This is a genomic window from Bdellovibrio reynosensis (assembly GCF_022814725.1).
GTDB lineage: Bacteria > Bdellovibrionota > Bdellovibrionia > Bdellovibrionales > Bdellovibrionaceae > Bdellovibrio > Bdellovibrio reynosensis.
Map to the genome: position 1 here is coordinate 2,481,458 of NZ_CP093442.1, position 12,818 is coordinate 2,494,275.

Below are 12,818 nucleotides of genomic sequence, written 5' to 3' on the forward strand. Positions count from 1 at the left end.
TCCTTAAACAACAGGTGGAACTTTAAATAGGTTGCCAGCACGCGAAGGAGCGTTGGCCGTCATATCTTCAGCGGTGAAACTTTGTTTCACTTCATCTTCCCGCCAATAGGCTTCAATTTCCGTGGGAGTGATCAGAGGCTCTAAGCCTGCGGTATTAATTTTTGAGATCTGCTCAAAGTGACCTAACGCCTTGGCCAGTTGTGTGCTGTATTCTTCAGCTTCCTGGTCGCTTACATGTAAACGTGCAAGCTTGGCGATATGCTCAATGGTTTTCTTGTCAATCATGGGCATTTCTCCTTCACAAAAAATAAAAGTAATCAAAAAACATAACTCAGTCACTCTTAGGGCGATGCATCTTTTCCAGACTGGACCTTAATGATAGATTCCATGCATGTCGAAAAAGCGCCACGAAGAGCTCAAGAAGATTATTTCCCACCATGACTACCACTATCACGTCAAGGACAGTCCACAGATCTCAGATTACGAGTATGATCAACTCTTCAGTGAGCTATTAAAAATCGAAGCTAGCGAAAAGAATTTAGACCTTAGCGATTCACCTTCTCAACGTGTCGGTGGGGCTCCATTAGGTGCTTTTGAAAAGGCTTCGCACCGTTTGCCGATGTTGTCTTTATCGAACAGTTATTCGCCTGAGGACATTTTTGATTTTGATGAACGCGTAAAAAAGTTTTTGAAAACTGATAAGGAAATCGAATACCTGTGCGAACCTAAGTTTGACGGGCTTTCCATGGAATTGATCTATGAAAATGGTCAATTCGTGCGCGCACTGACTCGCGGGGATGGCACTGTCGGTGAAGATGTCAGTCAAGGTATTCGCACTATCAAAAGCATTCCACTAAAGCTTCCACTTAAAACACCACCGCCTTTGCTTGAGGTGCGTGGTGAGGTTTTGATGTTCAAACAAGACTTCGCAAAACTTAATGAAACTCAGCAAGAAAATGGTTTACAAACCTTTGCTAATCCAAGAAACGCAGCTGCGGGATCAGTTCGTCAGTTAGATCCCCGAATCACGGCTTCACGTCCTCTGCGTTTCTTTGCCTATGCTTTAGGCGCTATGGAGGGTGTAGAATTTAAAACCCAAGCTGACATTGGTAATTATTTTTCTGAAGCAAACATCCCTACTGTGCAAACCAAAGAGGATCTTGAGCTAGTTAAAAAGGCCACAGGCCCGCAAGCGGTGGTCGACTATTACCACTTCATCGAAAAAGTCAGGCCAAAACTTCCATTTGATATTGATGGTGTTGTTATCAAAGTTAACTCCCTACGTCTGCAAGATGATCTAGGTCTTGTAGCGCGTAGCCCACGTTGGGCTACGGCCGCTAAGTTTAAACCTGAACAAGCGCAAACTGTGATTGAAGATATCGCTGTCCAAGTGGGAAGAACCGGCGCTTTAACTCCGGTTGCGATCATGACGCCAGTAAAAGTAGGCGGTGTCACAGTAACGAATTCTACTTTGCACAATCAAGATGAGATCAATCGTAAAGATGTGCGCATTGGTGACACAGTCATCATTCAACGTGCCGGCGATGTGATCCCCGAGGTCGTATCTGTGATCTTGGACAAGCGTCCAAAGAGCAGCAAACCGTTCTTAATTCCTGATCATTGTCCTGCGTGTGGATCAAAAGTGGTGAAAGCTGAAGAAGAGGTTGTCACTCGCTGTGTGAATCCGCTTTGTATCGCGGTCGTTAAAGAATCCTTAAAACATTTTGTCGCGCGCAGAGCGATGAATATTGATAAAGTCGGTGATCGTTTAATTGAAACACTTGTTGATAATAAGTTGCTTGCGAAGTTTTCAGATTTTTATCGACTTACTAAAGAAGACATTCTTTCTTTAGAACGCCAAGGCGATAAGTCGGCTGAAAATATCATTAACAGCGTTGAAAACAGCAAAACACCGACACTAGCGCGTTTTATTTTTGCCTTAGGGATTCGCTTCGTCGGTGAACAGACAGCGAAACACTTGGCTGATCATTTTGTTAATATTGAAAATTTCCTAAAGGCCTCTGAAGAAGAACTTTTGCAAGTTCCTGAAATCGGTCCGAAGGTGGCTAAAGCAATTGCTACTTGGACTGGAAACAAAGTTCTAGTGAAAGAGGTTCACGACATGATTAAGCTTGGCGTGAACATCACAAATCCTGTGCGCTCTACTGAAGGGGCGTTATCTGGAATGAGTTTTTTAATCACCGGCACTTTGCCAGTAAAACGCGATGATGCCAAAGACGTCATCGAACAAAATGGCGGTAAGATTTTAAGCTCTGTATCTTCGAAGCTTAGTTATTTGGTGGTCGGCGATGACCCGGGATCTAAAGTTGAGAAAGCACAAAGCTTGGGTGTGAAAATCATCTCGTGGGATGATTTACAGAAGATGCTTTAAAAATAAAAAACCCACGGTTTTTACGCCGTGGGGTCTAATTTCTTAGATACACATCAAATTAAAGATGGTCGATAACGATATCGCGAGCCATAACAGTTTTACGACCGTCAGCTTTTGCGCTCTCGATACCTTTCAAGCAAAGTTGCTCGATAGCTTTGCTAAGTACATCAATTGTCTCAGCAGAAGTGTTCATTTGACCTTTATCTTTGATGAGTTTTTTCACTTTGCTTGTCACTACAAGTACGTCTGCCATGATTAAACCTCTCCATCCATGTTATTGAAACAGTAAAAAGGGTTGCATAGGGTCAAGAAATTGACAATATGAAATCTTCTTGCGGCGCACTAATTATTTGATGAACTTCCACGTCCTGGGTTCGTCATCAGCTCTGACTTGCCATCCATAAATCTAAAAAGTTCAGCTTGTCGGGTCCCCTGTTCACCCGGAGAAAGCCACACGTAGGTTTTTTGATCAAGGGGCTTTGTGCATTCCACATCTAAGAACGCCGGTGACCAACAGCCACTGTTAAGGTGTTCCACTGATCCAATGATTTCATGGCGGGTCTGGTGTGTATGACCAAAAACAATCCGGTGTACCTTCGTGATGGCACTAGCCATTGCTAACACCCGATCATCCGGCTCTTTGTAGCCAGAAACGAGCGAAGTCACTGACTTGCTGTAAAATAAGAAGAAGGGCAGCAACAAAAATAACGGAATAAACGCCCAAAAAAACGACACTTCGTAAACGGAGCGAACAAAGACCATTAGTTGAAAGATTAAAAAGAAGGTCACGAAAATCATAAACGCACGATCTAACCATAGTTCGCGCGCTAGCAAAAATGGATTACTTGCAGCCGGTGCTACAAAGAGTTCTTTAAGTTCACGCACCATGCGCGGTTCAGCGTTTGATTTTTGCGCAATCAAGGCAACACGATCTTCAATCTTTAAAGGATTTCTGATCGGCGCAGCCAAGCGGTCAAAGAAAGAGTGAATCAAAGTCATCACTGCCCCCCAAAACCAAGTTAAGACAAGAAGTGGTTGGGCGCGGGCCACGTACCTAAAGAAAAAGCGAATGTATTCAGGCAAAGTCATGATGTAGTTACTATCAACATGGGGATTAAAAAATCCCATACCGTTCATTATGTAACGACAAGCCAAGTTCCCAAACGGCAGCTTTAGTGAAACGTAGTTATAACCACGCACAAAGGGGTTGATTGGGTCTTCACACATACAATACGGGTCGTATTGATTGCCATGCTCAATCAAAGTGTCTTGGTTGCTGATGTAAAACCATTCTGCAAAACGAACTTCATGGCGCTTGTGATCCGGCAGGTTCAGGTGTTTAAAAATTTCTTCCTGCACCTGGGGGAAATGCAATTCTAAATCATGATTACCGATAACGAAAACGGCACGATTTCCGCGCAGAATGAATTCACGCAAAGTATTTACGAAATCGACATGATCCTTAAGAATCATTTCAATCTTATAGCGAGAACGTTCTTCCCGTGGATATAAACCGCGCTGACGCTCTAACCACTCTACGTGAAACACCGGTTCTTTAGGGACGCTGGTAACGCTGTCAAAATCAAAGATGTCGCCGTTAAGAATCAGTTCAACGGGCGCGCCCTGCGCTTTGTCTTCGATGTGTTTAACGAATTGGGTAAAGGTATCGTCAAAGAAAAATTGCCGAGTTTTAAACTTCTTCCACAAGGGATACTTCGGATTAATAGGTTCCGCCTCACACAAGTGCAAATCACTGATTATGGCAGTGTGTGTGGCATTTTTGAAATCAGGAAAAGCTTGTGAAAAAGAAGTGGGCAAATCTTCCTCCCAAGAATATGATCGTGCAGATGAACGAATTTATCAAGAACCTGAAAACTCCAATAGCAATAGTCGGTATGGGTAAAAGTGGCGAAGCAACTAGACGTCTGCTTTTACAACTGGGATTTGCCTCAGATTCAATTCTTACTTTCGACGTCAAACTTGAAACGGCAGACTTTAAAGACCCCGATTCGCTGATGACTGAAGCTAGACCACAAACTCTGGTGGTTTCCCCAGGGGTTCCCTTAAGTGCTGGTTGGATCACCAAAGCGCGCGAGCAAGGCACGAAAATCACAAGTGAAATCTCACTTGCTTCGTCTTGTTTAACCAGTGAAAAATTAATGGGTGTGACGGGTTCAGTAGGAAAAAGCACGACGGTTTCACTTTTAGGTGCCGGATTAGAGTCCTTTTCTAAAAGTGGCTTTATCGGCGGAAATCTGGGATTTCCTTTTGCCGATTATACGGCTGATGTTCTTGAAGGCAAACGTCCGCGAGCGGATTGGGTGGTCTTGGAACTTTCAAGCTATCAACTTGAAAACTGTGAAAACTTAAAACTCGACTATTCCGCGATTACTTATTTCACCTCTAATCATCTAGAACGATACGACAACCTAGAACATTATTATCGTACAAAGTGGAATATCCTTTCGTTGACTAAAAACTCCATGTTTTTAAATAGCGAAGGTGGCGATCTGATTGAGTACTTTAAGAAAAATGGTGATGGCGAACAAATCAAGGTCATTTCAAAAAATGATCCTGATCTAGCAAGCTACCAACTTGAAAAAGCTCAACTAATTGGTCAACACAATCAGGATAACCTGGCACTTGCTTCAGCACTTGCCATTGCTGCGGGCTGGCCTCAACAAGCCATTGAAGGAATGAAATCATTTAAAGGCTTAGCCCATCGCTTAGAAAACTTAGGCTACATTAATGGCATTCGTTTTATCAACGACAGTAAAGCTACAGCAATGGACAGCGTGCTGATCGCCACCACTGCAGCCTTTGACACCTTAGAAAATGGTGGAAAGCTTTACCTGCTTTTAGGCGGAAGAGACAAAAATCTTCCCTGGCAGGATTTAATTCCGCTTAACAAATTACAAGGTGTAGAGTTTATTTTCTTTGGTGAATGCAGAGAAATTGCTCAGAAAAAGTCCGCTTTGCCGGGACCTTCTTTTGCGCATCTTTCTGAAGCTTTAGAAGACACTTTCAAGAAAGCTAAGAAAACCGACACGGTTTTATTAAGCCCAGGTGGAACAAGCTTAGACGAATTTAAATCCTTTGAAGACCGTGGAAATTTCTTTAAGAAAAAAATCGAAGAGTTTTCAAAAACTATCTAAACGACAACACGGATAGCGAATTAGCATCCACCGGCAATACGCGGGAGTATATTCTTCCGCTTCTTTGCCCTAGAACCACAACCTCGTGGGTGTCTTCAGGAACGTTATAAATAATAAATCCACCACCAGCGATACCTTTGCCAGTTTGAAGAATTCGTCCTTGCATATCGAAGTACACAATAAATCTTGATTCAAAGTTATCGTAAGCCGCTAAATGCACTTCAAAATCTTCATCCGGAACAAAGCCGACGATAAACCCCGAGGTTGGCGTATCATCGATTTTCAAATAAGTCTTAATTGAATTCAGCCACGGCCACTGCACTAAAGGTAAATGCAGGAAGCTGTCTGTATCGTTATATAAATACCTTGCCGCCACATAATCAGAGCCTTCAGGTTGAACACGCATCATACCAATACGCGCGATAGAAGGAAGTGTAACTGTGGTGACACCATTTTCAACGTTCACATCGTTAGTTAAGCTTTGCAACGTGACGACAGCGTTTTTGGCTTCACCGGTAAAGGCATCAAACACTCTTAATGGCACAGATTCATTGCGAATCGTGGCATCGATATTTCCTTCAGCCAAAGCACCTTCATCAACCACGACATTCATATAACCAAATATCGCATTTGATCTTACAGCTAATAATGAATGAAACCCTGGATTTGCGCCGATGAAAGCATAAAGTCCATTTTCACCGGTGGACTTCAGCGTCGGATCCGGAAGCATAAACTGATTAAAATAAATCGGCACTAAGCTTGGATCTGATTCGACGCTGACTTCGATTCCTGAAACTGTTTTTCCATCCAGGCTGACTTTACCCCAGATGATTGTTTCATGGTTTTCAAAAGACTGATTGCGCTGTTGGGAAACGATATCCAAAAGGGCATTTATCATGCTTTCAGGGAAAAGCTGGGTTTTAAATTCAGCACCAGAAAGAATGATGGCTGAAGTTTGCAAATGATTCGGAGCTGCCGCACGAAGAACAGTACTAGAACCCTTCGCCACATTATCCATGGATGCATATCCATCTTTTTTAACGCTGATTTCACTGACACCTTTTACGAAGGTGGCGCGCGTACTAGATGGGGCGACATCATTCGGCTTAGAATTATAAGCACTTGCAATGATCCCAGCAAAGTCAGGACGGGGAGCGATTTTGATTGCGGGCCCTTGCACAGATTTTTCTTCGCTACTGATAAGTCGACTTAACTTAAATGAACCTTCACCTAAAGTTTTTCCGTCTTTATCTACTAAACGGGCAACCACAGAGCCTGAAGTGTCTTCAACATCGATATTATAAAGACCCTTAATCAGATCGACGCGTCCTAGTTCCTTTAAAACACCTTCATCGTTACGACGAATTTCAATATGATGTTCATTTGTGATCGCAAGACCACCGGTGATCTCAAGTGGGCCGACGATGGATTTTCCCAAAGCGCGTTCTTCAATTAAAGAATTTGCTGGAGAAAATGACGATTCATTATCGACGCCAGTTTCAGCACTTGGTTTTCCAGGGAATTGCACCTTCGGACCAGGAAGTTGTGTTTTGTTTCCTGCACCAGCAACGTAAACATTTTTTGCCGGAGCCGAGTGAACTAACACTCCGGACTTTTCTAAAACTTCCTTAGCCATGTCAGACCACGTAGGCACAGTCCAATCTTGGCCAAGAACCTCACTGCGTCTTTGTGCTTCTTGTAGGCGTAAAGCTTGTTTCGCAGGAAGCTGATCAATCCATTGTCCTGAATCTGCTTCCGCTACATTTTGCGAATCAAAGTTTATTCTTTCGACGCTTTTCTGCAACACCATTTCTGGAAGCGCCACTTTTTTGCTGAATACCGGAGTTGAAGAATTTCTTTCAACTGCCAAGGTCAGTGGCTTCAATTGCTCGATGCGTGCCCATTCAGACAGATCTTTTTCAGATTCTAATACTTCTTCGAAAGCGATGTGAGGAGGGGAGTTTTTTTGCGCCTTGATCGTTAAGGCTTCATAAATAGGAATGAACTTCAAGCCACCGAGATGGCTTGGCCAGCAAAAGCTTAAGGCTAATACTGCCAGCGGGATAATCCGCTTAAGTCGCATTCCTTGCAACGACAACCTCTTAATTTTAAGGATAGTCACTTTTGACTACTCTTTAAGGGTATTTAAAATGAGCGGAAGTCGTCAATGACGTTACGGGTGTCACGACTTTGGTTAAGCGCCTGTCTTAAGCGCTCAGCAAGGATTCCAGCTTTGTCGTCATCACGGTCAACAAGGTCAAAACCACCGTCTTCGTTTCGACCTTCGACTAGGACTTCAACCTGGACGTCATAGGGACGGCGGTCCCCAAGTATTGTCAAATGAGAGTAAAAACGCTCCTTTGCCATGTCCATCTTCTCTATCGACTTGTTTTTCTTGTCATAAAACTGGGAAACGATTTCTCGACCATTCTGACTGATCGAGCGAGGTTCGCCGATAACTCCAACAATCACCCGTCTGGTTTCACTGACACTCAGCGGAGTTTCCCGTAAGATCACTCCGCCAGTCGTGCAACTAGACAAAAGAACAGTCGATAAAAAAAGACAGCTAACAAAGAAATGTTTCATTATTTCTTCTGAGCCTTGTTCCAGTCGTCCATGAATAATTTGATACCTTTGTCAGTCAAAGGATGATGAGTCATTTGCTGCATTACCTTAAATGGAATTGTCGCGATATCAGCACCCATTTCAGCGGCAATTTGGATGTGCATTGGGCTGCGAACACTTGCAACTAGAACTTCAGTGTCGAAGTCATAGTTGTGGTACATCTGGATTACTTGATCCACCATTGTCATACCTTCAACACCAATATCATCTAAGCGTCCTACGAATGGCGAAACCATTGTCGCGCCAGCTTTAGCAGCAAGCAATGCCTGCATTGGCGAGAAAACCAATGTAACGTTTGTTTTGATACCTTCAGATTTTAATTTTTTAACGGCGATCATTCCATCTTCAGTCATTGGAATTTTAACAACGATATTAGAAGCAAGTTTAGCTAGCTCTTTACCTTCGCGAATCATTTCTTCAGCTTGAAGACTGATTACTTCAGCCGAAACCGGGCCAGAAACTTCTTTACAGATTTCTTTGATTACGTCATGAAATGGTTTTCCAGATTTTGCGATCAGTGATGGATTCGTAGTAACGCCATCAACCCATCCGCGCAGATTGGCTTGTCTAATTTCTTCGATTTCAGCTGTATCAATGAAAAACTTCATGAGGGGCTCCGTCTTAAAGATTAAAGGTACCCCAAATTTGTACGTTGCCTATTATTAAAAATCAACCAGGCTTTTACCTTGAATAAAAAACTCTGCTTGCTGTGCTGGCGGCGCCGATCGAGAGATTTCACTAAGACTTTTCTGATAAATAGGATGCTCATATTGAGGCCACGCTTCTGAGGAGCAGCGAATTATCAGCGGGTCTTGGTGCAGCATCGGATAAGGCAATGTCAGACGGGGCGACATCAAAATCTTATCATCGTAGGTTAACAAGATAAGTTCTGTTTTACCTTTTCGGTTCACACCTTGGCTACCTTCATCGGAAAGTGACATTACAAAGTACAACATCTGATCGACGCTCATCTGCGATTCATAACGAACCACAAATTCAATATTGGCACTAAGATCTAAATGCTCTGGTGTCAGGTATCTTTTAAAAACTGATGAGATCGCTACGATCTCACCAATTTCTGTAAATTGGCTTAAAAGGTTTTTTGCCTTTTCAATTCCACCCACTAAATCCAGGGCGATATGAATTAATGCCGAATGGCGGGTAGGGTTCATGCTTTTTTACCAAAAAGCACGTCACGAATTTGATAAAGGCCTGGCTTTTTTTGTTTAACTAACCAAGTCGCTGCTTGAACGGCACCTTTAGCAAAAACAGTGCGATTAAGGGCGTTGTGTTCAAACACCAAAACTTCTTCATCACTCATCGAATAAACTTTATGAATCCCGAAAACACCGCCACCGCGAATCGCTAAGGGTTCTGGCAAATCTTTTTGCACGGCTTTTTTTAAATTTTCCTGCAAAGTAATCGCAGTGCCTGACGGTTTGTCTTTTTTCTTATTGTGGTGGATTTCTTCAATTTGGAAGTCAAAGTGAGAAATCGCAGCTAGTGACTTAAGTGCTTCGTTAAGTACAGCAACACCTAAGCTCATATTTGAAGACCACAGAACAGGAAAGGTTTTGCTATATTTTTCTAGTAAATCTTTTTCTTTTTTTGAAAAGCCGGTAGTGCCGCAAACTACGGGAGTTTTGTGTTCACTGGCTCTTTTAAGAACGTCTTTTAAAGCCTCGGGTGAAGAAAAATCAATCCACACATCGACTTGAGCTGCTTTTCTTGAATCCCATTTGTCCTCGCGATCAAACGGATAAAAAACTTCAGCGCCCTTCGTGTTTTCAATTACTTTAGCAATTTCCTGGCCCATGCGTCCGCTGGCACCGACGATCCCGAACTTCAATTTCTTCACACTAAACCCACTTTTTTCATCTCGGCATGCAAGCTTTCTGTATGCTCTGGTGATAATTCCACCAACGGTAAACGCATTGAAGCTGAATCAATTACACCCATTAACTGCAATGCTTTTTTGACAGGAATTGGATTTGCTTCAACAAAAAGCAAGTTTATCAAGTTCATGTATTTATTAATATCCGTGCGAGCTTTTTCAATTTGCCCTTCAGAAGCCCACTGTCTCCATTGCACCATTTGTTTTGGAATCACATGGGTTGCTACTGAAATAACACCATGGCCACCAGCTGCTAAGAATTCAACGTAAGTTCCATCATCCCCTGAAAGCATCACGAAATCTTTTCCACAAGCTTTCATGATTTCGCTAGCAAGATCAATTTTTCCAGTGGCTTCTTTAATGCCAATAACTCCTTTAACCTTAGAAAGGTTGGTCACAGTTTCAGGAGCAAGTGAGGTCACAGTTCTGCCAGGAACGTTGTAAAGCAAAGTTGGAATATTCACCGACGATGCGATTGCCTTAAAGTGTTCATACAATCCTCTTTGTGGAGGTTTATTGTAATAAGGAACAACAACCAAAATCGCGTCAGCGCCCATGGCTTCAGCTTTTTTTGAATCTTCAATGGACTTTGCTGTATTGTTAGATCCTGTTCCTACGATCAAAGGAACGGAAGGTCCTACTGACGAACGAATATGTTTAAAAAGCTCTGACACTTCAGAAGATGAAAGTGTAGGGCTTTCCGCAGTTGTACCATTAACGACAAAACCGTTAATGCCACCATCAAGTTGTTGCTTTAGCAGTCGATCCAAAGATGAAAAATCAATTTTGTCGTTTTTAAAAGGCGTAATTAGCGCCGTGAACGTACCTCTAAAGTCTTTCATCGAACCACCTCAAGATTATATTTAAAATCACCAACAAATACGGCTTCACCAGTCATAAGCGGATGAACCTCTTTGTCATTAAAGACTACTTGCAAAGATCCACCAGGCATTTGCACAACCACTTTGGGTTGATTACTACCTTGCGCATGAACGAAAGCCGCTGCCACGGCACCCGTGCCACAAGCTAAAGTGTAATCTTCAACTCCACGTTCAAAGGTGACAGCTTTGATGTGGTTTTCAGAATCTACAGCATAAAAAGTCACATTCGCCCCGGCAGGCTTTAAATCCGGATGGTGGCGGGCAGCTCTTGCCATTTCTTTTAAAGAAAGGGTCGCAGATAAGTCAGAAATTTTTTGTACCAAGTGAGGTACACCTGTGTTCACCAAAACAAACTTTTCGGTTTTATCGCCGATTTTTAAAATCTGTTCTTGGTTTACCATCTTTGCTTCAGGCATTAATACCCGAACATGCCCATCCCCAAGGATTTGTGTCGTTACCAACCCTGCACCTGTTTCAAACTTTAAAGAATTTTTTTCAGCAGGTTCCATGGTTTCATAACAGTAAAGAGCCGCGCAGCGAGCCGCGTTTCCGCACATCTCTGCTGTCGAGCCATCGCTATTATAAAAGTCCCATTTAAAATCAAAGTCTTTGTCGCCAGACTCGATCAACAATAGACCGTCTGTTGCTAGCCCTAAGATTTTATCACAAACAAGTTTTGCAAATTGGGGCCGAGAAAGTCCCAACTTGATTTCAGTGCCGACCCATTCAGAACCGTCACGCGCGTCTACTAAGGCAAACGTGTTTCCTGCTCCGGACATCTTTGTGATATTCACCGGTAAAAAGTTTTTCACGGCTCCTCCGTGGTTGAGGAATCATTTTCTTCATCTTCAAGTGAACGATATTTTTTCTGATACTTTTTTTGTTCGGCTTCTTTTAGGATGGGTTTTCCATGTCCAATGGGTGCAGGGTTTAGTGGCGGAAGCGGTTTCCCTTTCACTCCACATGCACTAAGCCCAAAAACGACGACCATCGCTAAGAAAATATTATTCAGGCGTTCCATTCATCCCCTTTAACTCGCTTTCAACCTCGGCAAGGTGTCGGCAAAGCATGGGGTCTATCATATACTGTCTATACTGATTCGCTGAAATGTTTTTGCAGGTCATCACGTATTTCTGGGCAATGTCTAAGTTCGTGCGTTTTTGCGCTAAATCAAATTTCCACAACCAATAGGATGTTTCAGGGTACTTATCGTCGGACTTTTTCAAATTGGTAAGAACTTCTTGGGCTTTTACTAGGTTCTTGGCAGAAATATATTTGTCCGCTTCTAAAACTGACCAGAACTTTTGCAGTGGGGATTTCTTAATAACCACGGTATCGGCCAATCTTTGATAATCAACCCATTTACCAAGGCACCCATAGGCTTGGGCCAGGCTTAGTTTGAATTCTTCATCATAGGGAAGAGCCCAAATTTGTTTTTGCACAAGCTCTAGGGCATTTTTGCAGTCCCCCTTGGCGATTAAAAGGCGGGACTGTTCTTTGATGATAGAAAAGTTGTCAGGTTCAATGCGAGAAGCTTCGACGACCTTATCTAAGGCTTGATTAAGTTCGTTTTTACGAAGTGAAACACCGGTTTCAAAAAGCTGTTGGGCCTTATCACTAAAGAAAATATGCCCCACTTCAGAAATTGTTTTTTTAAGTTCAGCAATAGCCTGCGGACGGGTTTCTTTTTGCAAAGCATTGGCAAGGATGTTGAGCGCCTGTTGGCGATCTCTTTGCAAACTTAAGTTGTAGGCTTTTTCGATAATATCTTTATACGTCTCAGACTTAGCGGGCTTGGTCTGAGCGAAACTAACAAGGCAAGAAAAAGAAAGAGCCGCTATAAGAGCGGCTCTTTTAAAATTCAATCTCAT

The 12,818-nt window shown here is 42.8% G+C and carries 14 protein-coding genes; 2 read left to right on the forward strand and 12 right to left on the reverse strand.

Features of this window, described 5'->3' with window-relative positions:
• Positions 1 to 3 precede the first annotated feature (3 nt).
• Positions 4 to 285 carry an Asp-tRNA(Asn)/Glu-tRNA(Gln) amidotransferase subunit GatC gene (gatC, locus tag MNR06_RS11615; RefSeq protein ID WP_243536201.1) on the reverse strand — a complete coding sequence of 94 codons (282 nt, stop codon included), beginning with the start codon at positions 283 to 285 and terminating at the stop codon, positions 4 to 6.
• Between the two features lie 106 nt (positions 286 to 391).
• Here gatC and ligA point away from each other — a divergent pair, with 106 nt between their 5' ends.
• Positions 392 to 2,392 (forward strand): NAD-dependent DNA ligase LigA, encoded by a 2,001-nt coding sequence (gene ligA / locus MNR06_RS11620; RefSeq protein WP_243536203.1) that lies wholly within the window; start codon positions 392 to 394, stop codon positions 2,390 to 2,392.
• Positions 2,393 to 2,450: 58 nt separating this feature from the next.
• Here ligA and MNR06_RS11625 read toward each other — a convergent pair whose 3' ends face one another.
• Both MNR06_RS11625 and MNR06_RS11630 read right to left on the reverse strand, forming a co-directional pair.
• Positions 2,451 to 2,645: a histone-like protein gene (locus MNR06_RS11625; protein ID WP_243536204.1), complete on the reverse strand. Its 195-nt coding sequence runs from the start codon at positions 2,643 to 2,645 to the stop codon at positions 2,451 to 2,453.
• An 89-nt stretch (positions 2,646 to 2,734) separates the two neighbouring features.
• Positions 2,735 to 4,210 carry a metallophosphoesterase gene (locus tag MNR06_RS11630; protein WP_243536206.1) on the reverse strand — a complete coding sequence of 492 codons (1,476 nt, stop codon included), beginning with the start codon at positions 4,208 to 4,210 and terminating at the stop codon, positions 2,735 to 2,737.
• Here MNR06_RS11630 and murD point away from each other — a divergent pair.
• Positions 4,192 to 5,547 carry a UDP-N-acetylmuramoyl-L-alanine--D-glutamate ligase gene (gene murD / locus MNR06_RS11635; protein ID WP_243536208.1) on the forward strand — a complete coding sequence of 452 codons (1,356 nt, stop codon included), beginning with the start codon at positions 4,192 to 4,194 and terminating at the stop codon, positions 5,545 to 5,547. The genes MNR06_RS11630 and murD overlap by 19 nt on opposite strands.
• Here murD and MNR06_RS11640 read toward each other — a convergent pair.
• Genes MNR06_RS11640 through MNR06_RS11680 form a run of 9 tightly spaced genes read right to left on the reverse strand, consistent with a single transcriptional unit; the run spans position 5,540 to position 12,818 of the window.
• Positions 5,540 to 7,669 carry a hypothetical protein gene (locus MNR06_RS11640; RefSeq protein ID WP_243536210.1) on the reverse strand — a complete coding sequence of 710 codons (2,130 nt, stop codon included), beginning with the start codon at positions 7,667 to 7,669 and terminating at the stop codon, positions 5,540 to 5,542. The two genes, murD and MNR06_RS11640, sit on opposite strands and share 8 nt — an antisense overlap.
• Before the next feature lie 23 nt (positions 7,670 to 7,692).
• Complete coding sequence (locus MNR06_RS11645) at positions 7,693 to 8,133, reverse strand: hypothetical protein (RefSeq protein ID WP_243536212.1); 441 nt, start codon at positions 8,131 to 8,133, stop codon at positions 7,693 to 7,695.
• Positions 8,133 to 8,780: a fructose-6-phosphate aldolase gene (fsa, locus tag MNR06_RS11650; protein WP_243536214.1), complete on the reverse strand. Its 648-nt coding sequence runs from the start codon at positions 8,778 to 8,780 to the stop codon at positions 8,133 to 8,135. The genes MNR06_RS11645 and fsa overlap by 1 nt, the downstream gene beginning before the upstream one ends.
• A 54-nt stretch (positions 8,781 to 8,834) precedes the next feature.
• Positions 8,835 to 9,344: a hypothetical protein gene (locus MNR06_RS11655; RefSeq protein WP_243536216.1), complete on the reverse strand. Its 510-nt coding sequence runs from the start codon at positions 9,342 to 9,344 to the stop codon at positions 8,835 to 8,837.
• Complete coding sequence (locus MNR06_RS11660; RefSeq protein ID WP_243536218.1) at positions 9,341 to 10,030, reverse strand: 4-hydroxy-tetrahydrodipicolinate reductase; 690 nt, start codon at positions 10,028 to 10,030, stop codon at positions 9,341 to 9,343. The genes MNR06_RS11655 and MNR06_RS11660 overlap by 4 nt, the downstream gene beginning before the upstream one ends.
• A complete protein-coding gene (gene dapA, locus MNR06_RS11665; protein WP_243536220.1) occupies positions 10,027 to 10,908 on the reverse strand; it encodes a 4-hydroxy-tetrahydrodipicolinate synthase in 882 nt (293 codons plus the stop codon). Before dapA ends, MNR06_RS11660 begins: the two co-directional genes overlap by 4 nt.
• On the reverse strand, positions 10,905 to 11,759 hold the full coding sequence (gene dapF, locus MNR06_RS11670) for a diaminopimelate epimerase (protein WP_243536222.1): 855 nt from the start codon (positions 11,757 to 11,759) through the stop codon (positions 10,905 to 10,907). The genes dapA and dapF overlap by 4 nt, the downstream gene beginning before the upstream one ends.
• Positions 11,756 to 11,968, reverse strand: a complete 213-nt coding sequence (locus MNR06_RS11675) for a lipoprotein (RefSeq protein ID WP_243536224.1) — start codon at positions 11,966 to 11,968, stop codon at positions 11,756 to 11,758. Before MNR06_RS11675 ends, dapF begins: the two co-directional genes overlap by 4 nt.
• Positions 11,952 to 12,818 carry a tetratricopeptide repeat protein gene (locus tag MNR06_RS11680; protein WP_243536226.1) on the reverse strand — a complete coding sequence of 289 codons (867 nt, stop codon included), beginning with the start codon at positions 12,816 to 12,818 and terminating at the stop codon, positions 11,952 to 11,954. The genes MNR06_RS11675 and MNR06_RS11680 overlap by 17 nt, the downstream gene beginning before the upstream one ends.